27 protein-coding genes and 1 pseudogene are annotated in these 23164 nt (G+C 35.2%); 6 read left to right on the top strand and 22 right to left on the bottom strand.

Features of this window, described 5'->3' with window-relative positions; all coding sequences use genetic code 11:
* Positions 1 to 5 precede the first annotated feature (5 nt).
* Genes ACUL40_RS00640 through ACUL40_RS00625 form a run of 4 tightly spaced genes read right to left on the bottom strand, consistent with a single transcriptional unit; the run spans position 6 to position 4943 of the window.
* Complete coding sequence (locus tag ACUL40_RS00640; protein WP_175567076.1) at positions 6 to 1268, bottom strand: MBL fold metallo-hydrolase; 1263 nt, start codon at positions 1266 to 1268, stop codon at positions 6 to 8.
* Positions 1265 to 2935 carry an ABC transporter permease gene (locus ACUL40_RS00635; RefSeq protein WP_445422944.1) on the bottom strand — a complete coding sequence of 557 codons (1671 nt, stop codon included), beginning with the start codon at positions 2933 to 2935 and terminating at the stop codon, positions 1265 to 1267. The genes ACUL40_RS00640 and ACUL40_RS00635 overlap by 4 nt, the downstream gene beginning before the upstream one ends.
* Positions 2936 to 2947: 12 nt before the next feature.
* The gene (locus ACUL40_RS00630; protein WP_000714684.1) at positions 2948 to 3973 is read right to left on the bottom strand and encodes an ABC transporter substrate-binding protein; all 1026 of its coding nucleotides are present in this window, start codon (positions 3971 to 3973) and stop codon (positions 2948 to 2950) included.
* The gene (locus tag ACUL40_RS00625; RefSeq protein WP_000355540.1) at positions 3951 to 4943 is read right to left on the bottom strand and encodes an ABC transporter ATP-binding protein; all 993 of its coding nucleotides are present in this window, start codon (positions 4941 to 4943) and stop codon (positions 3951 to 3953) included. The genes ACUL40_RS00630 and ACUL40_RS00625 overlap by 23 nt, the downstream gene beginning before the upstream one ends.
* Positions 4944 to 5105: 162 nt before the next feature.
* Here ACUL40_RS00625 and ACUL40_RS00620 point away from each other — a divergent pair, with 162 nt between their 5' ends.
* Positions 5106 to 5999, top strand: coding sequence for a LysR family transcriptional regulator (locus ACUL40_RS00620; protein ID WP_001050611.1), 894 nt, complete (start codon positions 5106 to 5108; stop codon positions 5997 to 5999).
* Positions 6000 to 6039: 40 nt separating this feature from the next.
* Here the strand turns inward: ACUL40_RS00620 and ACUL40_RS00615 are convergent, their stop codons facing one another.
* On the bottom strand, positions 6040 to 6564 hold the full coding sequence (locus tag ACUL40_RS00615; protein ID WP_000736442.1) for a DUF4398 domain-containing protein: 525 nt from the start codon (positions 6562 to 6564) through the stop codon (positions 6040 to 6042).
* A gap of 113 nt (positions 6565 to 6677) precedes the next feature.
* Positions 6678 to 7946, bottom strand: coding sequence for an MFS transporter (locus ACUL40_RS00610; RefSeq protein ID WP_144640390.1), 1269 nt, complete (start codon positions 7944 to 7946; stop codon positions 6678 to 6680).
* 119 nt (positions 7947 to 8065) lie between these two features.
* Between ACUL40_RS00610 and ACUL40_RS00605 the strand changes: the two genes are divergently transcribed.
* The 5 genes from ACUL40_RS00605 to ACUL40_RS00585 all read left to right on the top strand — a co-directional run bounded on the left by ACUL40_RS00605 (position 8066) and on the right by ACUL40_RS00585 (position 11108).
* Entirely contained in the window at positions 8066 to 9280 is a 1215-nt protein-coding gene (locus ACUL40_RS00605; RefSeq protein ID WP_000212380.1) for a transcriptional regulator, read from the top strand.
* A 66-nt stretch (positions 9281 to 9346) separates the two neighbouring features.
* Entirely contained in the window at positions 9347 to 9526 is a 180-nt protein-coding gene (locus tag ACUL40_RS00600) for an H-type small acid-soluble spore protein (RefSeq protein WP_001025733.1), read from the top strand.
* A gap of 184 nt (positions 9527 to 9710) precedes the next feature.
* Entirely contained in the window at positions 9711 to 10046 is a 336-nt protein-coding gene (locus tag ACUL40_RS00595) for an antibiotic biosynthesis monooxygenase family protein (RefSeq protein ID WP_445422945.1), read from the top strand.
* 2 nt (positions 10047 to 10048) lie between these two features.
* The gene (locus ACUL40_RS00590; RefSeq protein WP_139847006.1) at positions 10049 to 10633 is read left to right on the top strand and encodes a dienelactone hydrolase family protein; all 585 of its coding nucleotides are present in this window, start codon (positions 10049 to 10051) and stop codon (positions 10631 to 10633) included.
* A gap of 115 nt (positions 10634 to 10748) precedes the next feature.
* Positions 10749 to 11108, top strand: coding sequence for a hypothetical protein (locus ACUL40_RS00585; protein ID WP_002025604.1), 360 nt, complete (start codon positions 10749 to 10751; stop codon positions 11106 to 11108).
* A gap of 25 nt (positions 11109 to 11133) precedes the next feature.
* Here ACUL40_RS00585 and ACUL40_RS00580 read toward each other — a convergent pair whose 3' ends face one another.
* From ACUL40_RS00580 to ACUL40_RS00505, 16 genes and pseudogenes are all read right to left on the bottom strand, one after another.
* A complete protein-coding gene (locus ACUL40_RS00580) occupies positions 11134 to 11304 on the bottom strand; it encodes a DUF3951 domain-containing protein (RefSeq protein WP_000602244.1) in 171 nt (56 codons plus the stop codon).
* Between the two features lie 62 nt (positions 11305 to 11366).
* A complete protein-coding gene (locus ACUL40_RS00575) occupies positions 11367 to 11678 on the bottom strand; it encodes an AzlD domain-containing protein (RefSeq protein ID WP_000425954.1) in 312 nt (103 codons plus the stop codon).
* Positions 11669 to 12394 carry an AzlC family ABC transporter permease gene (locus ACUL40_RS00570; RefSeq protein ID WP_048656975.1) on the bottom strand — a complete coding sequence of 242 codons (726 nt, stop codon included), beginning with the start codon at positions 12392 to 12394 and terminating at the stop codon, positions 11669 to 11671. Before ACUL40_RS00570 ends, ACUL40_RS00575 begins: the two co-directional genes overlap by 10 nt.
* Entirely contained in the window at positions 12387 to 13223 is an 837-nt protein-coding gene (locus tag ACUL40_RS00565; protein WP_048656976.1) for a TrmB family transcriptional regulator, read from the bottom strand. Before ACUL40_RS00565 ends, ACUL40_RS00570 begins: the two co-directional genes overlap by 8 nt.
* 17 nt (positions 13224 to 13240) lie before the next feature.
* Positions 13241 to 13951, bottom strand: coding sequence for an alanyl-tRNA editing protein (locus ACUL40_RS00560; RefSeq protein ID WP_000179557.1), 711 nt, complete (start codon positions 13949 to 13951; stop codon positions 13241 to 13243).
* Positions 13952 to 14068: 117 nt separating this feature from the next.
* Complete coding sequence (locus ACUL40_RS00555) at positions 14069 to 14842, bottom strand: flagellar basal-body rod protein FlgG (protein ID WP_001013935.1); 774 nt, start codon at positions 14840 to 14842, stop codon at positions 14069 to 14071.
* A 42-nt stretch (positions 14843 to 14884) separates the two neighbouring features.
* Positions 14885 to 16194 (bottom strand): annotated as a pseudogene (flhF, locus tag ACUL40_RS00550) (flagellar biosynthesis protein FlhF).
* 14 nt (positions 16195 to 16208) lie between these two features.
* Entirely contained in the window at positions 16209 to 18275 is a 2067-nt protein-coding gene (gene flhA / locus ACUL40_RS00545) for a flagellar biosynthesis protein FlhA (protein WP_000472534.1), read from the bottom strand.
* A gap of 23 nt (positions 18276 to 18298) precedes the next feature.
* Entirely contained in the window at positions 18299 to 19345 is a 1047-nt protein-coding gene (gene flhB, locus ACUL40_RS00540) for a flagellar type III secretion system protein FlhB (protein ID WP_001030111.1), read from the bottom strand.
* 10 nt (positions 19346 to 19355) lie between these two features.
* On the bottom strand, positions 19356 to 20117 hold the full coding sequence (locus ACUL40_RS00535; RefSeq protein WP_001055718.1) for a flagellar biosynthetic protein FliR: 762 nt from the start codon (positions 20115 to 20117) through the stop codon (positions 19356 to 19358).
* Positions 20118 to 20132: 15 nt separating this feature from the next.
* Positions 20133 to 20408 carry a flagellar biosynthetic protein FliQ gene (locus ACUL40_RS00530; protein ID WP_001098080.1) on the bottom strand — a complete coding sequence of 92 codons (276 nt, stop codon included), beginning with the start codon at positions 20406 to 20408 and terminating at the stop codon, positions 20133 to 20135.
* A gap of 33 nt (positions 20409 to 20441) precedes the next feature.
* Positions 20442 to 21200 carry a flagellar type III secretion system pore protein FliP gene (locus ACUL40_RS00525; protein ID WP_001220582.1) on the bottom strand — a complete coding sequence of 253 codons (759 nt, stop codon included), beginning with the start codon at positions 21198 to 21200 and terminating at the stop codon, positions 20442 to 20444.
* On the bottom strand, positions 21197 to 21517 hold the full coding sequence (locus ACUL40_RS00520; protein WP_000121178.1) for a hypothetical protein: 321 nt from the start codon (positions 21515 to 21517) through the stop codon (positions 21197 to 21199). Before ACUL40_RS00520 ends, ACUL40_RS00525 begins: the two co-directional genes overlap by 4 nt.
* 12 nt (positions 21518 to 21529) lie before the next feature.
* Positions 21530 to 21889, bottom strand: coding sequence for a flagellar motor switch protein FliN (gene fliN / locus ACUL40_RS00515; protein WP_000680010.1), 360 nt, complete (start codon positions 21887 to 21889; stop codon positions 21530 to 21532).
* Between the two features lie 10 nt (positions 21890 to 21899).
* The gene (gene fliM / locus ACUL40_RS00510; protein WP_016117526.1) at positions 21900 to 22886 is read right to left on the bottom strand and encodes a flagellar motor switch protein FliM; all 987 of its coding nucleotides are present in this window, start codon (positions 22884 to 22886) and stop codon (positions 21900 to 21902) included.
* A 14-nt stretch (positions 22887 to 22900) separates the two neighbouring features.
* The gene (locus tag ACUL40_RS00505; RefSeq protein ID WP_000775712.1) at positions 22901 to 23125 is read right to left on the bottom strand and encodes a flagellar motor switch protein FliN; all 225 of its coding nucleotides are present in this window, start codon (positions 23123 to 23125) and stop codon (positions 22901 to 22903) included.
* Positions 23126 to 23164 lie beyond the last annotated feature (39 nt).

The following is a 23164-nucleotide window of genomic DNA, read 5'->3' as shown; positions in this document are numbered from 1 at the left end:
GCATTTTAAATGACTTCTATACGTTCCATTGCAAGTGAATATACATTTTCATATCCTGCTGAACTTAGCTTTTGTTGTAATCGATCCGTATCCTCTTTCAAAGCGTGCACTAGCACCGTATGTTCTGGTAATAATGTATTTAACATCTCTTTAACGTCTCTTATACTTTGGTGAACTTTATATGGAACTCGCTTCACCCTACATTCTTTACCTACATGCTCTTTCATAACTTTTTCTGCAAAACTCCCTTTCGCAATATGCCCAGTAAAAATAACGGCATTTCGCTTTTCATTCCGAAGTTGTTCATAATATAACTGCGCTCGTTTCGTTTGCATATTCGCATCACTCATTACAACTATTCCGTAACTATTTTGCATACTAATGTCATTATCCATCACTATTATGTTTCTTTTTAAACTCTCCATAATCCATTTAAATTCTTCATTATTTTTTATCCAATCTTTATATACGAACATCTCTTCAAATCCAGCCAAAATTTCTTTATCTACTATAAGCGGAAATGCTTTATATCGTTCATATAAATACAATACTATATCTTGCGCCCTACCAAGTTGTGGAAGCGGTAATAATGCTATTCCTTTATTTTGCATAACTCGTTCAATTTCTGCACATAGTTCGTTTACACGTTCATTTTGCGAAACATCATCTGTGTGATAAGCGGCATCCACAATTGCGATTTTTATATTGTGGCCCAATTTCTCAGGTAAATTAGCTCGTAGTATATTAGACTCTGCTGAATAGTCACCTGAATAAAATACGTATGTATTACACATATCAACTAAAAACCAAACAGCTCCCAATACATGGCCACTATATCCCCATTGAAACCGCAATGAAGGAGTAATTTGTATCCATTCATTCGGATTACTAATCTCATCAATATATACATAATTTAAATCTTTTATGTTTTGGTCACTATAAGGTACATTCCATCCTCGCGTCACATTGTAGTTTCTCCATTTTTCATAATAAGTTGGAAGTTGCTCCTTCGTATAACGAGTTGTCCAAATTTTTTTCTTATATCCATACTTCGCTAATAAAGGTAAACCCATCGTATGATCTTCATGAATATGTGATAAAAATACTGCATCTAAAAACGGTACAACTTCCCTCTCTATTTTTGGATAACTATCCTCATATGATCGATTAATACCACAATCAAATACTATTTTCGTTTCTTTATTTTTTACGAAGTAGCAGGAACGACCGTATTCTCCCGCTCCTCCCCACACTTCTATTCTCATCATGCTACCCCTTTTCGTTTTTGCTCCATATGCTGCAGAAATAATAAACATAGTGTTGTAAGTCCAACTGAAACGACAGCCATCGCCATTCCAATAGATACTTCTCCTTGTTCAAATTGAGCAAAAATAAATGTTGCTGACGTTTCTACTGATGGAGGTAATACGAGAAGCGATGCTACTAACTCTCTTATCGAAATTGTAAATGTCATCGCCCATCCAGCAAGAATGCCTGGGATAATAAGAGGCAATATTATTTTTCTAAAAATATAAATATAATTTCCAGAAAAAACACTTCCTGCCTGCATGAGAGAATCATCAATTTGTCCGAGTGATGATTTTACATATTGCACCGTGTAAGGTAAAAACAGCACAACATACGTTACGATAACCATGACTGGTGTATTGTAAATTGACATAGGCATATATGGTGAATTCCAAAATAGAATAAGACCTACAACCATAACGATTCCTGGTACCATATTCGGTAACATACCGCACATATCAAGACATTTTTCAGAGGTTTTTTTCCCCTTTCGAATCATAAGTGCCAAAAAGACTCCAATCATTACCGCGATAATCGCTGTTACGAGTGAAAAAAGAAAACTATTCCATAAAGCCTCTAATCCCGGAGATCCTATTGTAAACAATGCCTCATAATGGCTTGTTGTAAAGTTATTTACATGTAAACCGCCGCCTCTTAATTTTGACAAAGAAGCAATAAGTATAGAAAAGTATGGAATTCCAATTGATACGATTAATAAACCAATTACATACATCCATGCTACAACGCGCATAAATATAGACAAAGTATATCTTTTAGATTTCACACCTTTTCCACTAACCATTGCATATGAATACTTTCGATTCAATACATTTTGCATATACCAAATGAGCATACAAGCACTAAGTAATAAAGAAGATAATGCTGTTGCACTACTAAAATCAATTGGCCAACTCGAAATAAATTTATGGATTTCTGATGTTAACACGTGGAATCCTATTCTACGTCCGAATGTAGCCGGTGTTCCAAATTCAGCAATCGTCTTTACAAAAATGAGTAAAGCACCCATTACATAACTTGATACTAATAACGGCAATATTATTTTTCTTAAACGATAGAAAAAACTTCCGCCATGAACTGCTGCAGCTTCTTCTTTACTACTCCCAATCTGAAGTAACGTGTTTTTCAGCATGAAATAAAGGAATGGGAATAAATGCAGACTCATAATTAAGACCATACCTCCTAAACTAAAAAACGATGATGAAACTGTCTTTAGCATCGGGAAAAATTGTTCAAAATGGCCGTTAGGTTGCATGAACAAAATCCAGCCCATCGATCCAATATACGGCGGTGTCATAAATGGAATCATAAAAACAATATCTAACTTACTATACTTTCCTACATCTGTTTTGCTCATAATAAACGCCAATGGAAATGCAAATATTGTAGCTCCTATTACAACGAGTACACCTAGAAGCATCGAATTTAGAAAAATTCCCGCTAATCCACCACTCTGCATCACTTCAAAAGGCTTTAAAAAATTCCAACTGCTATTTTCATATACACTAGAAAATAAAATAAGAAAAAGTGGAATGACGATTAACATCGCCACAAGTAATAACGCTACCGTCATTCCAACTTTTCTTACTGATACGAATCGATTTACCATGGAATCACCATCTTATTGAAATACTTTCTTGAATTGTTTTCCTATTTCATCTTGCTCTTTCTCAACTGTTTTCCAATCAATATTTAATACTGGAATCTCTTCTACATTTGGTCTATTTTCAGCTTTTATATCTGTTCTACCAGGCAATAAATACGCTTTAGAAACTTGTTTTTGTACATCATCGGATAATAAATAATCAATAAACTCTTTTGCACCTTCAACATTTTTACTATCCTTCATAATCCCCGCTGCACGCGGACTAATAACTGTTCCGCTCTTTGGATATACGATATCAACAGGTTCACCCTTTGCTTTTGCGCTATACGTCATATAATCAACACCCGCAATGACCATATCTTTCGCACCTGTTACAACTGGGTCTAACGCTTCCTGGTTTGCTCCTGCTACTGTAACTTCATTTTTCTTAAGCTGCTCAAATAAATTCCATCCATCTTGTCCATTCTTTTTCACGTATCCTGTTACAAAGTCTAAAGCTGAACCTGAAAGTGCTGGATCTGGAAGATTCACTTTCCCTTTCCATTCTCCTTTCGTTATATCGCTCCAATCTTCAGGCGCTGTCTTCACATTTTTTGTATTGTACACAATCCCTAATGCTGAAGCACTATACCCGAAATAATGTCCTTTATCATCTGACCATTCAGAACGCAGCTTATCAGCTTGTTTCGCTTCTTTATAAGCTAACGTTTGACCCTCTTTCTTTAATCCTTCCATCGCTGGTAATGATGCAAGTACGACTACATCAACGACTGGATTTTTCTTTTCAGCTTCCATTCTCGCTAAAATTTTACCAGTTGTCCCTTGAAACATTTCCACCTTTATACCAGTTTTCTTTTCAAAGTCTTTTTGAATTTTTTCTGCTAACCCTTTTGGTCCTGCACTATATACAACAATTTTCTTTTCATTCGTATTTTTACTTTTTGCATCTGCATTACCTGTCTTTGAACTACACCCTGTTACTACAGCCGAAAATAATAAAGTACATACAAATAAAGACTTAAGCGAACTGAATTTCTTCATACGATTCTCCCCCTATATGATGAATACATTTTTTTGGCACATATAACGATACTGGTTTACCGATGCTTAGCTTACTATTGTGATAGGCTGTCCAGATGCCTAAAGTCCCCATATTTACTTTCACTTCATAACGTTCTCCTACATATGTAACGTGCTGAATTTCACCTGTATACATTTCGCACACATCATTTTTTGTCCAACTCACATGCTCTGGACGAATCATTTTTTCACCCTCTACAAGCCAATTCGCCTTACCAACAAATTTGGCAACAAATTCATGAGACGGTTTCACATAAATATCTTCCGGTGTTCCTTTTTGTAATACTTCTCCTTGTTTCATGACAATAATTTGGTCTGACATTGACATTGCTTCTATTTGATCGTGAGTGACATACAGTGCAGTTAAACCAATGGAATGAACGATATCCATAAGCTCTATTCTCATTTCTTCTCGCAAAATTGCATCGAGTGCACTTAGCGGTTCATCAAACAAAATAAAGTGAGGTTTTGTTACAATTGCTCTAGCAAATGCGACACGTTGTTGCTGTCCACCAGAAAGTTCGTGTGGATACCGTTTCTCCATACCTTGCAGGCGAACTCGCTTTATCGCATCTTCTACTTTTTCTCGTAAATGATTCGTTTGCTTTGTAGCCCTTAAACCAAATGCAACATTTTCAAAAACAGTCATGTGCGGCCATAAAGCAAAATCTTGAAATACCATACCGATATTCCGTTCATGAGGAGATGTCTTTATCTTTTTTGTAGCAGAATACATGCACTGGTCTCCAAAATATATTTCTCCTTTATCCGGTTCTTCAAGTCCTGCTATCATTCTAAGCAAAGTCGTTTTCCCACACCCCGAAGGTCCTAAAAGTGTAGTGAATTCCCCTTGTTTCATTACAATCTGCAACGGCTTTAACGCCTGTATTTTTCCAAATGTCTTTTCTAATCCACTAATTGTAATATCCATTGCTTCACCTCTCTCCCCTCATTCTTAACCTGCTTTCATTCTATATGGAAGATTTATACTCAATGTTAATGTACTGTAAAGATTAAATTAAAAAACTTCTAATAAACTATTTATTTCTATAGATTTTTTCTATAGTTAAAATAAAAAAGGCGGCAATTCATAATGAATCTCTTAAAATTAGAAATTGTAGTACTTATTAAGAAATACAAAAAGCTTACAATCGTTGCAGAAAAACTTGGCGTTAAACAACCAACTATTACATTTCATATAAAAAGCTTAGAAGAAGAACTCGGTGTGTCTTTATTTGAATTACGTTCTGGAAGGTATTTCTTAACAGAGGCTGGTGAGGCTTTGCACCATTATGCTTGTAAAATAGATGCGCTTATGAAAGAAGCTAGACGTGTCACGCAAGAGTTTAAAGATTTTCATAAAGGTGCTATAACAATCGGCGCTAGTTATGTACCAGCGACTTATCTTTTGCCAGAAGTCGTTCATCAATTTCAATGCGAATTTCCCAATATAAAAATAACGCTACTAGTGAAAACAGCCCCTGAAATTCGAATGATGCTACAAAATCACGAAATCGATCTTGGGATAATTTCCGCTGCTCCATTTGATGAACCACTTTTAAAACAAACGAATATAATGCCCGATACACTTGTTCTTGCCTTTTCCAAAGAACATCATTTTTCAAAGAAAGACAATGTATCGTTACAAAATATCGAAAAGGAACGCATACTATTGCATCGTAATCCATCTACAACGAGAGATTTACTTACACAATGGACGTTGGCGCACAACATTACATTCCAATCTGAAATTGAATTAGACTCATTAGAAACGATGAAACAAATTTTAAAATATGGTAATGGAATTGCCTTTATTTCTAAACTTGCTATCGAGCAAGAAATACAACGAAATGAGCTATGCTATATACCAATCCCTGAATTTGAATTTCAGCGTAATATTTATACGATTCATCATGAGGACAGATGGAATTCTAAAATCATTTCTTTTTTACTACAAAGCATCACTTCATTTGCAACAAAAAATTAAAAGGCTGTCGTTATGCACGACAGCCTTTTAAACTATAAATCTATTTATTTTTCTTTGCCTCAATTTTTGCTTGCGCCTCTTCAGCCTTATCTAATGCTTCTGATACTTTCTTCTCTTTTTCTTTCACTTCATCTATACTATCGACAGCTTTAATAATTTTATCAATTCCTTCTTCTTCTACCTTTCTACGCTTTGCCACTCTTTCATTTACTTTCTCTTCCACATCTTTTGCTTTTTGAAGCATATTCTCTGCATTTGATGTTACAGCTTTTTCAAGTTCATCATCTTTTTTCTTTTGTAACACTTCATTTGCAATGTCTTTCGCTTCTAAATACTTACCGTCTTTTAATGCTGTTGCTCCGTGATCCATTCTCTCAGCAACTTCTTTATATGATTTCGCTTCATTTCCTGATTTCTCTTTTTCTGCTTTTTCGAACCACATTGTTGCATCACTATACTTTTCATCTTTCAATGATTGCATACCTGTTTCAATATATGTGTCATAATTGCTACATCCAGCCATTACGACTAATAGAAAAAGCATAACAAAACTTAATTTTTTCATGCTGTTGTCTCCTTTTCTTTGCCTGCTCACTATACTGTAACATACATGAAAAAGAGTTTCAAAAACTAAAATACTAATTCGGTCATTTTTATTTTATTAAGTCACATTTCCTTTTAGACAGACACATCCACTTGCTTTTTCATTACATGCTTCTTTACTCCAACTAATACAACTAACAATAAACCTCCGCCTAATGTCATCATAACAATGCTAGTTGGCAACATATCTAATAATAATCCATACACAATCATACCGAGCGGTGCGATTGCAGTCGCAATTGTTTCAAGTAGGCCAAACACACGCCCTAGGTAGCTCGGATCTGTCGTTTTTTGCATATGTACTTGCATTGGAATGTTTACAATCATAATTGCTATACCAGTTAACATCATAAAAGCAATATAGTAAATAAAACTTGCTACTTTCGGGATGGTGACTACTAATGGAAACACTGTACATAAACTCAAGCCCGCAAATAAAAGCAACCCAATATAAACAGAACGAAACGGATTATTCACTTCTTTACGTACTGATAACGCAATTGCACCAATTAACATCCCAACTGCTAACATTCCCTCTACAACACCGAGTTGCTTCGAAGATAGATGCAAATTTTGAACAATAATATATGGAAGTGAAACGAAAAGTGCACTCGCAAAAAAGTTTACCCCTACTGCAATTTTCATTAAACCATATATTTCATGCTGTCTTTTTACATATGAAAACCCTTCTTTTATACTCGTCAAGAAATGCTCTTTACTTTCAGCCATTTCTTTTTTGTATAAATCAAATACGATAAATAATTGCACAACAACCGCTAAAAAGAATGTAATGCTATTTAACAAAAAGAACGTCTGAATTGAAAAGAAACCAAATACAACTCCGCCAATAATCGGCCCTAAAATATTTGATAAAGAAGCTGCCGTCTGGTTCAAAGCACTCGCTTTTTGAATACGCCCCTCATCTACTAAACTTGGAATAGACGAAGTTAATGCTACAGAATAAAAACTGGCACAAATTGATAATAATGCTGCTGAAATATAAATAAAAAGAAGTGACGGTCCAAATATAGTAGCAAGAATAAACATAATAAACATCGTTAAGCTACTTAATAAATCAGTGCCAATAACAAGCCATTTTCGATTGACGCGGTCAGCTACAGCACCAGCAATCGGTCCACAGATTAGCCTTGGAATCGATCCGCAAATAAGCGTAGTTGCAAACCCCATTCCTGAACCCGTAGTCTTTAATACGTATAATCCCATTGCAAACGTATAAATACCGGCTCCTAGCAAAGACGTCATTTTCCCAATCATCATTAAAATAATATTTCTCGTTGCAATCTTCATTCTTGAATCATGTTGTCCTATACTTATATCCCCCATTTTTGACACTCTCCCCTTAAAAGTTAAATTGTGTTAAACTTATTATATAATTAACTTTCCAATTTTTACAACAAAAAGTTTAATGACATTTAACTTTCTAACTATAAAGGAGCAATTATATGGCTACTCTCGGTGAAAAAATTAAAACGTTACGAAAAGAAAAAAAGCTTACTCAAACTGATCTAGCAGGTTCAGAACTCACAAAAAGTATGCTAAGTCAAATTGAAAATGGAAAAGCTACACCTTCTATGAAAACACTACAATATATCGCTGACAAACTTGAATGTGAAACAAGTTTTTTATTAGAAGATGATGATGTAGAAATTGTAGAACTCATTCAACAAACGGAGAAACTAATAAAAGCAAACAAGTACGATGAAGTATATGAGGTTTTACTACCGATCGTTCAAAAAGAGCTACCTCCCACTTTGAATACTGCTCGTTTATATAAACAGTTTGTAACAGCTGCGGCTAAAATGAAAGATTACAATATTGAATATTACGTTGAAAAGGCTACTTCTATTTTTGAGAAATATACGTTATACCGGGATAGTACGGAAACAAAATTAAAATTATCCTTTACGATATTCACACGTAAAAAATATGCTGAATGTTTACAACTTATAGCTAGTATCCGAAATGACTATGAAGAGAAACATTTAGAAATGGATCTCATTATACATATCGAATTATATTTATATGAAGCAATTATTTTTCTTGCATGTGGTGATTACGAACAATGTGAAAGTGTCATTTTAGATGCACTTGCATTTTCAAAAAAGCATCAAGTGTATTATAAAACAGATGAATTTTATCGTATTTTATCTTATCAAAAAGTAATCACGGCTGATAAAGAACAATATTTACATTACATAAAAAAATCAGAGCAATTCGCCATTTTTACAGAAGATAATTTCTCTGCGGCGGTTATTGATCTTTTAAAAGCTTTCTACTACAACACAATTGCTAATGAATATACAGTTGCATTAGAACATTTAGAACAATTTCGAGAAAAATTAAAAGATGAGCCAATTTTTCAAGATGATGGATCATATTATCTTGAAAAAGGAAAAGCTTTGTATGGTTTAAAACAATACGAAGAAGCTTTAAAAACATTGCAACGCGCTATCATACCAGATTATATAAACCATCCACTTGATCACGCACGACTTACAACAGCTGGGGCATATCGCGCTCTTTGTTATGTGAAACTTAATGATAAAAAAAGAGCTCTTGAAGAAGTAACAGAAGCATATGAAATCGTACAGTCCTATCCTGATTCCATCTTCACTTCATTTATTAAAGAAACATTACAAATAATACAAAAACTTTAAGAATGTCTCTAAATGGTATATTATTCCTCTTTTTTAGCAAAGATAATAATGATGGGAGGAATATAAATGAATATACAACGTGCAATAGAGCTTTCTGTGTCAGCAGAGCAAGCCAATGTCAGTTTTCAAGGCATGCCTGTTATGATTCAACACGTCGATGAAAGCAATGAAACCGCCCGCATATATGAAGTAAAAAACCCAGAACGCGAATTAACTGTTCCAGTTAATAGCTTAGAGGAAATATAAGAAATGCCACTTCTCTTTTGAAGTGGCATTTTTCTTCTTTCAGATTACTTACTATAAATTTCTTCAACCCTTTATTTTACATGAGCTGAAAAAATAAGAATTTTCTACTTCTTTTCTTTTTGTGACCTGCTAAAATACAAACTATGGATTAATTATTCGTACTATACATTAAGGAGGAAAAATAATGGCATCTACTTTAGAAAAAAACAAGCCTTATTATGCAGTTATATTCACTTCTAATTTATCAAATGATACAACAGACTATAATACCGTTGCCGAAGAAATGGAGAAACTTGCAAAGCAACAACCTGGATTTTTAGGTGTAGAAAGTGCACGAGGTAATTCTGGACTCGGAATAACAATTTCTTATTGGGAATCACTTGATGCGATTGAAAATTGGAAGAAGAACACCTTACATAAAGAAGCGAAAAAAAGAGGTCGTGAGCAATGGTATGAAAACTTCCACCTGCGTATTTGTCTTGTTGAGAAACAATTTAAGTTTCATAGAGGTACTTTATAACTATGAAGGAAAAATTAGCTCTCGTTATTGTTCATGAAATATATGGTGTGAACGACCATATGCATCACGTTACCCAGCACTTTACTTCATCTCATATAGATGTATTCTGTCCTAATCTTCTACACTTACAACATGCATTTCATTACAGTGATGAAGAAAAAGCATATGAACATTTTGTAAATCATATTGGATTTGATGATGGAAAAAAGCAAATTGAAGAATTCATTTCTCATCTTTCTAGTAGTTATACACATATTGGACTTATCGGCTTTAGTGTTGGAGCTACCATCTCATGGCTATGTAGTAACAATCCGAAAATAGATTTTATTATCGGATGTTACGGTTCTCGTATACGCGACTATGTTCACATAAAGCCTACATGCGCTACATTACTTATATTCCCAGAAAAAGAATCTAGTTTTTCAGTATCCTCTTTCATTCACACATTGCAGCAACAAAAGAATCCTTTATTAGAAATCAAACAACTACACGGTGAACATGGATTTCTAAATCCGTACACTGAAAAATATAACGAGCACTCTACAAAACAAGCATACAATTTAATAGATTCATTTCTTGTAAAGTGAAACTTTAATCAGTGGGGGGTTATCCCCCACCTAATCTCTTTTCTTACGTTGAGTTTTAAGGTGTGGGTCTTACTGCCCATGCGTGATAAAAACAATCTTATAAAGGAGACTCAAAATGACGCTGACATTACTCTTACTTGTTTTCATACTCATTGCCTTTATCTCAGCGCTAACTATCATTTTTAAAACCGTAAAAAAAGGGATATTTTTCAACCGCCCCTACTTACAATCTATTATCATTTGCATTTTATTTTTTACAAATTGGATTTTATATGTAACAACTTTTTATTCGTTACTCCCCGAGAAAGTTAGCGAGTTCATATTCCTGCCCATTTGGTTTTTCCTTTGTATTTTAGGATTTATCGCTTTTTGGCACGAATGGAGAAATAATCGTGTGTTCTCGATATGTATTGTTTTTCTTTCCTTTATTAGTTTTCTATTTGGGCTGTTGTTGTTAGTTCTTTCGGGGATGTAATAGAAGAAGGAAGAAAAGCCAACTTTCAACTTTTCTTCCTTCTATGTTTACCTTTAGTTTTCACTGTCACTGATTCACAAGGTGTATAATATATTTGAGGTGTCGCCTTATCAACAAACATCATAAACGTAACGAAACCGATAATAAAGAAAATAAACAACGTTAACAAAATTGCTCCTATCGTTAAAAGTATCATAACACCACCCCTATATTTTTCATGTTATTACACTTTTCGCTATTATATGAGCGTAATCCTTTTTAGAAAAAGAAACGTAACAAAATAATCACAACCACTCCCGTTAATACTGTACCTAATAAACTACGAGTATATATCGCTACAAGAAATGTTGGAATTGCTGCGATAAGGTAATCCCACTGCATCGTCTCATGCATAAATAAAACTTGTGCTAAAAGCGCTGCTAATATCGCAATTGGTATGTAATTTAACCATTTTAAACCCCATTCAGGAATTTGTAGTTTGCTAAATACGAGTAGAGGTAAAATACGTGGCACGAGTGTAACAGCTCCTGCTGCTAGTAAAAGTAATAATACATCTAATCTCATTTCCATTTTTCAATCACCACTCCAATCGTCGCAGCTAGTAATGTTGCGATAATAACCGCTATACTATCTGGCATAAATAGGTGTGAAACGTATGCGATAATAATCGATACAATTGCAACACTTAAATGAATTACTAGTTTTGGTTTACTACTTATGAGCTGAAGAACAAATAATCCGATAAACATCGCTGGTAATGCATAATCCATCCCATATGTATGTGGATCTGGTATCCACTCACCAAATAGCCCACCAATAATGGTAGCAAGTATCCAATTTAAATACGCTGTTACGTTAAGCCCAATCATCCATCTTTCACCTAAATATCCTTTTTGCGCTGCATGCTGCACTGCAACGCCGAAAGTTTCATCTGTAATTTGCGAACCGATGATTAAGTTTTTAAATAGAGGAATTTTCGTAAAGTACGGTGCAAGCGCTGCGCTCATTAATAAATGGCGTAAATTAACAAAAAATACAGTAAAAATAATTGCGGAAGCAGGAGCACCGGCTGCATACATACCAGCTAATATAAATTGGGCAGAACCTGCATAAATTAAAGTGGACATAAATGCAATTTCAATGATAGAAAAACCTGCTGTTTTTGCAATTACACCAGCTGCTATACCGATGCTCAAATAACCAAATACAGTTGGTAAACAATCTTTTACTCCTTGCTGAAATGTATCATCGCTCTGCAAAGCTACATGTGCCTGAGCTTTACTCATCTCTATCATCCTCCATTCCTTCTAAAGTTCGTTTTCCTGTTACGACATGAACTAAATCTATATTTTCACGCCATAACGTATCTAACTTATCAGCTCCAAATTCCTTTGTGATTTCTTCAACCATAATATCGTGCCGCACATACTCTGTCGCAACGAGAACTAGCGCTGGGTCATACGTTGTAACGGCCCATGAAGTGCTATCATTTGAGAAGTTCGCAATTAATACTTCCTCTCCATCACGAGCAATAACAGTTAAATGACCACCCATTCTCTTTTCAACAACGTGGGGCGTCATATAATTATGATGAAACGTCGCTCCTATTTTTGTTTCTGGAGCTCCAAATAAGATTGAAAATATATGTACGCCTTCCTCTTTCTTTTGATGAATGTATGGCTCAATTTCATGCACTTGATCTTCCCATACAGAAATCCATAATTCTTCCTTTGCCCTATTAATTATATTGCATATTTCTTTTAAAACACGATCATTTGAGCGAATATGCGAAATTACATCTATTTGTCGCTCTTGTTCTAAACAATTTAGTTTCTCATCTAAAAATTCAAAGGATTTTTCAAAGTCTTTTCGCATTCGATTCATTAATTCGGTAGCTGGTACTGGTACATATTTAACTGGTTCAGAAGGTACAATATGCACCGCTCCTTTATCCATTAACTTACCGAGTACCTCGTAAATCATAGAACGAGGTACTCCTGTTTGTTTACTTACTTCATAGCCTGTTACTGGGGAATGTTTTAGTAGTCCAATATACGCTTTACATTCATATTGGGAAAATCCTAACTTTTGTAATTCCTTTATAATTTCATCCATCGGTAACCCCTCACAATCTAAATCGCTCTTACTTCAAAACGACGATTTTGCTTCCCTTTACTTTTTACTTTATCAATAACAAGTGTTCCTATTTCACTCGTATTTTTCACATGTGTGCCTCCACAAGCTTGTTCGTCTAAATTTTCAATTGTAACAATGCGGATTTCTTGGATAGTAGTTGGCAGGAGATTTATTGCTGTTTTAATCATTCCTACAGCATTTTCTGCTTCTTCGCGGCTCATATAACGAGTGGAAATTTCTTTATTTTGCTTAATAAGTTTATTCACTTCCTCAACAATTTCTTCTACTTCCACGCTCGATAACTCTTGTAACTCATTAAAATCGATACGTGCTTTATCAGGATAAATTTGATTTCCAGTGCATAGAGCTCCATACTTTTCATAAACAACAGCTCCGATAAGATGCAGTAAAGAGTGATGACGCATTAAATTATGACGTCTTTCCCAATTTATCTCTAATTTAACTGGACCTAACTTTACTTGTGCTTCGTCTTTTATATAGTGAACTATTTCTCCTTGCTCCTTCTTTACTTTTTCAACTTCAAATACAGACCCATCTTGTACAATGACACCCGTATCACATTCCTGTCCTCCACCAGTTGGATAAAAAATTGTTTCTTTTACAAATACTTTATTCCCTTCTACTCTTATCACTTCTGTTTCGCAACTCGTTTTGTATGCATCTTCTAAATATAATGCCGTTGCCATACTCTCACCTCTTTAGTAGTTATAGTTATACCTACTAATATAAAAAAGAAGCTCCGTAAAGTCAATTGATAATTCTGAAATTTAAAATTAATAAAAGACTCCTTTATTAGGAGTCCACTATCTCAATATTTCATTCGCTTCTTTTTCATAAATTTTATCAAATGACGTCATAACACGCTGTGATGCTTGAATCATCTTTTGATCTGTCATAAGATCTGCCATCTCTTTCGTCATATCTACATTTGAATTTTCTAGCATATGATTTTTTACTATTCCTGTTCCGTTCGGTAAATTAGCAATGTTTCCTTCTGCTAGTGTAAAGCTTTTGTTTTCACGTTGCACGAGACGTGCATTCGTTTCTGCATCTACTGTTTTTGTTTGCAAACGACCAATATTATTTTGTGTTACTTCATCATATAATGTACCGTCTGCTTGTACAGCAACCTTTGCTCCTTCTGGAATACGAATACGCTCATTATTCTCTCCCATTACGAAAGCACCAGATGACGTTTGTAAATAACGATCACTATTTAATGTGAAACTACCATCTCTCGTTAAAAACGTTTCATCATTTTTAGAAGTAACAAAAAATGATGTTGTGCCGGCCGCGCCGTCATCTAAAAAGAAATCTGTAGCGCTATTTGTCATTTGTATATTTCCTTGTACTAAATTCACATGCGTTGCAGCTGGTACTACAGCGTAATCGACCGAACCGATATTTGTTACCGCCCCATCTCCGCGGCGATATGTGTCTTGTACATCAAATACTTTAGACGTCATATTTTCTGCTTTAAATCCTGTCGTTTGAGCATTTGCAACGTTATTCGAATGAACATTAATGCGCTGCATGTAATTCATCATGCCCATAGAACCTATATAAAGACCGTTCATATTCGTTTGAATAAGGCAAGCGCCTTATTCTTCACCTCTTTTCTACGATGTTTGTAACATTTGTTTTGCTAAATGTTCAGCTGTAGCGATATGTATATTTTTCTTTATGTCTTGGCCATCTGTCATTAATACAATAGGAGCTGATGATACCGCTGGAATTTTCAACAATTCGCCACTACTTGCTGTTTCATCAAATTTCGTAAACACAATACCATCTATATGAATATCTTTAAAGTTTGTAATGATTTCAATCATATCTTTACTTTTCATAGAAGCTGATAACGTTAAACAAATATAATCTGGTTCTACTTGTCCCATCGTTTCAATCATTTCTTCCACTGTTTCTGACGTACGATAATTTTTCCCTGCTGTATCAATTAAAATATAATCGACGCGTGCTTCTTCTTTAAAATACGTAAGCGCTCTTGTCATTGCAGCTTCATCACGTACAGCAATTACTTCCGATCCAATTGTCTTTACGTTATCTTGCAATTGCTGCACTGTCCCTATGCGCGAATGATCTGTCGTTATAAAACCAACTGTTTTGTTCTTACCGTGAAATTGCCATGCCATTTTCGCCAGTGTCGTCGTTTTACCAACGCCAGTTGGACCGATTAATGCAATTGTTTGTACTTCTTTTTCAAAGACGTTTTCCGTATTGAAATGAGATTTCATATCTTCCAATATGTACCTGATAACTTCTTCTTCCGTAATCATCGTTGCATTTTCAAACTTTATTTTTAACTTTTCAGCATATGCATGAATGAAATATTGTTCCACATCGTTTTGTTCTAGCATCCGAATTACTTTTTGAATAATAAACGGTACAGATTCTTGGTTTTCTTTCTTTGTAACCACTTCTTCTTTCTTTAGTGGAACGACTTGTTTCACAACTTTTTTCTTTTTCGTTACTTCCGTTTCTTTCGTCTGTTTCACCACGACAATTCCTTTTTCAAACAGCTTTAATAGTTTCTCTTTTTTCTTGCCCATTCTTCACTATTTCCTGTTTGCATCGCCGCGTATGACATAGGAGTCGTTACATTTTCTAAATTGTGCAGTACTGATTGAATTCCATTCGCCTTCACAATTTGTTCTGAAGGATCATTCACAACATCCATTAACTGTTCATGAAATTGAGCTGTACCTTCATTCACTTCTTCCTGTTTTTCTTCTGGAAAAGCAACTAACATTTCATAATCCTTTTTCCAAAAAAACGGTATATTTCGTTTTACACTTTCATCGACAACGTAATAATAATCTGTACCATATTGGTCAAATAACTTTCGATACAATTCATTTTTCGAAGCTGCTTTTATTCGCATTAACGCTTCTTTCTTTTCTGTACTTTCCATTACTTCACCCCCTACTATTCAATATAGGCAATTTGATCCACAACAATTTCTGGTGCTAATTCGCTAATACAAAGTACTTGTGCTTCCACTTGATAACGTTCTAGCAGTCTTACAATCGCAAATCTAAAATCTTTTCTACGTGTTAATAACACTGGTTCTCTTCCCATTAAACGTGCTTGTTTAAAGACGCGCTGCACTTGCTCAACGACACGTGTTTCTAAATCTAAATCCCAGTTTAATAAGTAACCTTGATATGAATTATTCACAACATCCGCATCTAACTCGATTGAATCAGAGAAGAGCGCTGCATATATTTTTCCGTCTGGATTTTTCGCATTTTCACAAATAACTTTTGAAATACATTCACGAACAAATGATGTCACACCGTCAACGTGGTTTTGATAAATTTCTTTGCCGTCAATAATACCTTCAATAATTGTTGGTAAATCACGAATAGAAATACCTTCTTTTAGAAGTTGTTTAATAACATTTTGAACGAGTGATAAATCAATTTCTTTCTTCTTAATCTCTTCTAATAGAACGCCATTATCATTTTCAAGCGAATTAATTAAATCTTTTACATGTTGGCGCTGAATTAATTCGTGAAGATTGCGTCTAACGACAACATCTAAATGTGTAATTAATATGCTAAGTGGCTCTAACACTTGATAGCCTTTCATTTGTGCATCTTGCACCATATGCTCTAAAATCCAATATCCATCTTCACCGAAAATTGGATCTTTCGCTGGCTCTGCATCTAAATCAGCCATTACGTTTGGCGTTTTCAATGCTAATAAATAACCTGATTTTAAAACACCCTCAGCCGCCTTCGCACCTTTAATTCGAATAATGTAACGTCCGCGTGGTCTAAAACTCGTATTATCTTTAAAGTTAATTCCAGGAACGTTAATACCAAGGTCAGTAATAATTGACTTCCTCATAAGAACAACTTTATCACGCGCTGTTTCCCCGTTAATTTTCTGCTTTACAAGTGCTGCTAAATCTAAACCGAGTTCTACTATAATTGGATATTTATCCGTAAATACTCCAAATGAATCTTCCACTTGTTGCAGTTGCTCATCTTCGCCTTGAATCATTTCTATTTCTTTTTGAAGCTCGTCTTCTTTTTCTTTCTTTATTCGATTTTTATTACGAATGCCTAAGAAGATAATCGTTCCGCCAACGAGTGCGAATGGTAGAAACGGTAGCGGAGTAAAAATACCCATTGCGATAAACAAACCACCGAGCGCATATACAACAACTTCATGTGCTAATAACTCTTTAAAGATTCCTTCCGTTACCGTATCCGGTGAACCATCAAATACACGCGTTACGATAATACCAGTTGAAATCGCAAGCATAAGCGATCCAATTTGGTTTACGATTCCGTCACCGACAGTTAACTGTGTATAATGAAGAGCCGCATCTGCAAAGCTCATTCCTTGCTGCATCATTCCGACAATTAAACCGAAAATAATGTTTACGAATAAAATGACAATCCCGAAAATAACGTCCCCTTTAATGAACTTCCCGGCACCATCCATCGCTCCGTAAAACTCTGTTTCCATATTTAATTTTTTTCGTTTTGCTTGTGCATCTTTTTCTGAAATAATACGCTGGTTTAAATCAGCATCGATAGACATTTGTTTCCCTGGTAAAGAATCAAGTGTAAAACGAGCTGCTACTTCAGCTGTACGCGATGCACCGTTTGCAACGATAAACTGGAATATGATTAATACGGTAAAAATAACGATACCAATTAATAAGTTTCCGCCAATTACGAACTGGCCGAACTCTTCAATAACATGACCGGCATTTCCGTCTGTCAAAATCGCTCGCGTCGTCGAAACGTTAATCGATACGCGGAAAATCCCGATTAATAACAACATCGTCGGAAATGACTTTAATTCATCCCACTCGTTAATACTTGTCGCTCGCATATAAATAAGTACTGACATACTTAGTAGAAAAACGATAATGATATCAAGTATAAATGGTGGAAGTGGAATTAAGAGCGCCACTACGAATGACGCTGCTAAAAAGATAGAAAAATAGGTTCTTGCAGAATCTATCTTAAACAAAGAGATCTCCTCCAAACGCGCTATTATACTTCAAGTTCGTTCGTCTGAATTAAATAGCGCATAACTTCAATTACAGCTACGTATAAATCTTCTGGAATCGTCTCATCTTCCTCGACTTGATAATATAAAGAACGAGCAAGTGGACGGTTTTCCACCATTGGTATTTCTTGTTCACGGGCAAGCGTTCGTATATATAATGCGAGCTCATCTTCCCCTTTTGCAACGACAATTGGTGCTGCATCAACGTGTTTATTGTAACGAAGTACGACCGAAATATGAGTCGGGTTGTTTACAATAAACGTTGCGCCATCCATCTTCTTCGCAATTGTTCCTTGCAAGATTGCATGCATAAAGTTTTTTCGTTTCCCTTTAACTTGCGGGTCCCCTTCATTATCTTTATGCTCTTGTTTCACTTCTTCTTTTTTCATCTTAATATCTTGCTCGTACTCCCATTTTTGATAAATGAAATCAATAATAGAAAGAACGATTAAAATAATTAAAATTGCTAAGAAAATAAATTTAATTTCCCTAATAATTTCAGTAAGTGATGCAGTCCAGTTAAATCCAATCATACTGACAATTTTCTCTAAATTCTTTTTAAAGAGAACGTAAGCGACGTAACCGATTAATCCCATATAAAACAGTGATTTCAAAATATCTACTAAACTTTTACGACTAAACAGTCTCGTAAAATAGTTTTTCGGATTAATACGTGACGCTTTCGGTTTAATGACTTTAGAAGAAAATAGGAAGCCTACTTGAATCATATAATTGAATAAATGAAAAGCGTATACGAGTATTAATATCGGAGCTGATACTTTCAGTAATAAAATCCCCATTAAATAAAAATACTCGGTTGAATCTGTATTTTTTCCAATTTGATCAAACAGCACCGCTACGGAATTTGCAATCTCATACCCTAGCCAATCTCCGAAGAAATAAACGACAACTGCTAATACGAGAATGGAAAATAAATTATTTAAATCTTTACTCCGGGCAATATTCCCTTCTTCACGCGATTTTTTACGCTTCTGCGGGGTGGCCTTTTCTGTTTTATTATCCTTTGCCATGCGCGTCCCCCTACTTCGTTAAGAAAAAGTTAAATAGTTTCGTATATTCTTCAAGTAATACATCCGTCATATTTTTAAACACATAACCGAGCATCGGTACACTCATCGCAATAAACAAAATACCACATGTAATTTTAATTACGTATGCATTCATAAAAACGTTTAATTGCGGAGCGTTTTTTGCAATTAAAATTAGAACAAAGTTAATGATGAATAAACTTCCCATAAGCGGAAGAGCAATTTCAACCGCTGATGTGATCGCAAATAATAGCGTTGCGAGTAGACTATCTAAGAAACTAGTCGTCAGCAATTTTGAAATCGCCTCTGTATATTGAAACGACTTTAAAATCGTGGCAACGAAATAATTAATGCCGCCAAGTGAAATAAAAATAATGAGAAAAAATATATCAAAAATGGTTGATAGTAAAGTAGACTGTGAGCCCGCATTTACATCAAACAAACTTGCTTGTGATAAACCGATATCAAAGTCTAAAATATGCCCGGCCATTTTCGGAATGTTCCACAGCATTTCTACAATTTTTGAAAGTGATAATCCAATTACAATTTGCGTTCCTGCATAAGCTGCAACGTCCCAAACTGTCTTGATGTGAGAGACATCCACTTGATCAGCCACTGTAATTGAAAGAGCAAGTCCAACAGTAACCTTCGCCATTGCTGGAATGGATCGGCCTGAGAAAAACGGTAAAAAATATAAAAATGAAGTAATGCGACAAAACGCAAAAAACGTTGCCGCCCATAATTCCATATTCATTTCAGTTCACCTATCTTAGTATGAACGCAATAGCGATGGGATTTTATCAAATAAATCTAAAATAAGCATCGTTAACTCTTGGAACATCCACGGACCTAAAATGATAATAACGAGCACAATACTCGCCATTTTCGGTAAAAACGTCAGCGTTTGTTCTTGAATTTGCATCATTGCCATAATAACCGCGATAATAATAACGACAATCAGACTTACAACGGCAATCGGCATTAAAATCATAACCCCTTTATAAAAAAAGGTTTGGAAAATATCTATAATTGGTGACGTATTCATTTATATGACTCCTATCACATAGCATCAAACGCTTCAGGCGACCGTCTTAAACATAATATCGACAATTTTTGTATATCCACCTAAATATACGAAAACGAGTATTTTAAACGGTAAACTTAAAATCATCGGCGGTACCATCATCATCCCGAGGTACATTAAAAGTGTACTAATAATCAAATCTATAAATACAAACGCTAAATAAATGAACATCCCTGTTAGTAAACCTTTTTGAATTTGCGTTAACGTAAAGGATGGTACAAGTGTAAATAAGGAAAGATCTTTCAAATCTTTCGGCAACTCTTCTCCGCGTACTTTCAGCATCATTTTCAAATCATGCTTATACGTATGCTTTGACATATATTCTTTCATAATAGGAGCTGTCGTTTCCGCAGCTTGGCTTACTGTTATTTTCTCTTTCGTCATCGGATCCCACACATCGCTCTTCAGTTGCCCGAGTACAGGCTGCATCGTAAAGAGTGATAAAAATAATGCAAGTCCAACAAGCACTTGGTTTGGTGGTAAATTCATTACCCCAAGTCCTTGACGTGTAATCCCAAGAACGATCATAAAATAAGTAAAATGTGTAAATAATAGAACGATAGAAGAAGATAATGATAAAAGGGTAACGAGCGCAAATAGTTGTACACTTGAATTACTCGTAAACTCTTTTCCATTTTCGAAATTAATAAAACCGTTCGGGGCCGCATACGCTGGATTTACAAAAATAATTGAAAAAACGATAGAAAATACGAAAATAACGGCTAATAATGATAACTGTTTCTTTATTCTCATGATGGATCCTCTACTTTTTTCGTTTCAGTCTTCACCGCGTCTTCTAGTGCTTGTTGAAACTGATTTCCTGTTCCGGTTAATTGCACAGACTGCACACCGTTATTACTAATAACAGTGAACACTTGCTTTCCGTCCACTTCAAATAAAAAGGCACTCGTTTGATGATTTAAATACACGCCGTCTTTTACTTGAATATGGCCATTTTCACCCTGCTTAAAAAACTGCTGTTTGCGCGTCTTTTTCGTCATATAATATGCACCGTAACCGAGCGCACCAAACAGTAAAACGACTTGAAATAAGGTCGTCATATACGACATATGACTCCTCCTCTACTCTTTATCTTGCATTTGACTTTGCGCTTTCATAAGCGCCGCTTGTTTCTTATCAGCTTCAATTTCAGAAATGATAATACCGAATTTCTCGTCCATTACGATTGCTTCACCGATGCCGACTTTCATATTACTTAAATACACATCTACTTTATGTCCTAAGTTTTTCTCTACTTCAAGAACATCGCCAACTTTTAACTGCTTTACATCACCAAGCGTAATAGATGACTTTCCAAGCTTTACACCAAGTTCAATCGAAATATCTGAAACAGTATCGATATGTGCTTTGCCTGCTTCATTTCGCTTTCCTGCAAAATCTTCTAATCCCATTAATGACACGGGAGATACTTCATGCTTCATATGGATCCTCCTACTCTACAAAACTTTTAAATAGGAGCGCCTTACGCGTTCCATCTTTTCCAATAAAACAATTAAATTTATGCTTTCCATCTACATAACCAAGTAATTCATCCGAAACTTTCGTATGAAGCGGAATAATATCGCCTTCTTCAATTTGTTCAATCTCACTCATTGTCATTTTCTGCTCACCAATTGCAACGTGAACAGGTTTGTACACTTGATTTACTTTCATTTCCACTTCAGACGTATACTTTTTACGCTTGTCTGAAGAATGTTCGACAATATTTTCAGACGTTAACTTATCCATAATTTCTTCAACAGATAAGAATGGAATTCCGATACGCACCGTCGTATTCCAAAACTCTGTTTTCATATTTACGTTAAGTAATGAAATGATATCGCTCGCTGTCGTAATCTTTAATGCATTCGGATCTGTTTCTGTCGTTACAAATTTCGGTTCAATCGCAACAACACTTTCAAATGATTGCTCTAAATTTTTACAAAGAAGCAAGAATATATTATCAAGCGTTAAAAACTCAAATGCTGTTAACGGTCTGCGCATCGTAAAGTTACGCTTACTATCTCCGCCAAGCCAACATTCATGAATATAAATAACGAATGCTAAATCAATCTCAATAACAATTTCTCCAAGCTCTGGCAAACCGAGATCAATCACGCAATATAAATAATAATCTTTCGGCATTTTCTCCACATACTCACTCGTAAATGGAACTTGCTCAACTGTTGAAGGCTCTAGTTCAATTGGAATACGCATACGCGCTGATAACGTCTGTGACGTCTGTTTTCCAAACGTAGAAGCAATCGCTTGCAAACTACGTAAATGCTCAACACCGAACTTCTCTGGTCTATTAAAATCATACTCTTGAAATTTCTCTTGCTTTCCTGCTTCTTGTGCGAAAGCTGGCATTTCCTCGCCTTCATTTACCGCCTTCAGCAGGGCATCAATTTGCTCTTGGCTTAATTTTTCGCCACTCATGACAATCCCCTTCCCTACCTTTTCAATTCAACGATTTCAACGTACATCTTCCCATTCTTCGTCAAAATCTTTCCGGTTCCAATCTCTTCATTCTCAAGCATAAGACGCACCGTATTTTTCGTTGAATTTTCAAGACGATACAATGTACCTTTCGTAATATGAAGCAGATCTTCAATTTTCTTTTTCGTATTTCCGATTTCAAAATAAATTGTTAACGGAATATCATCTTGTAATTTCAAATCTAGCCAACTCCCATATCATGTTCACGAAAATTTCAT

Source organism: Bacillus sp. KNSH39, assembly GCF_052656585.1.
This window is presented reverse-complemented; position numbering and strand designations above follow the sequence as displayed.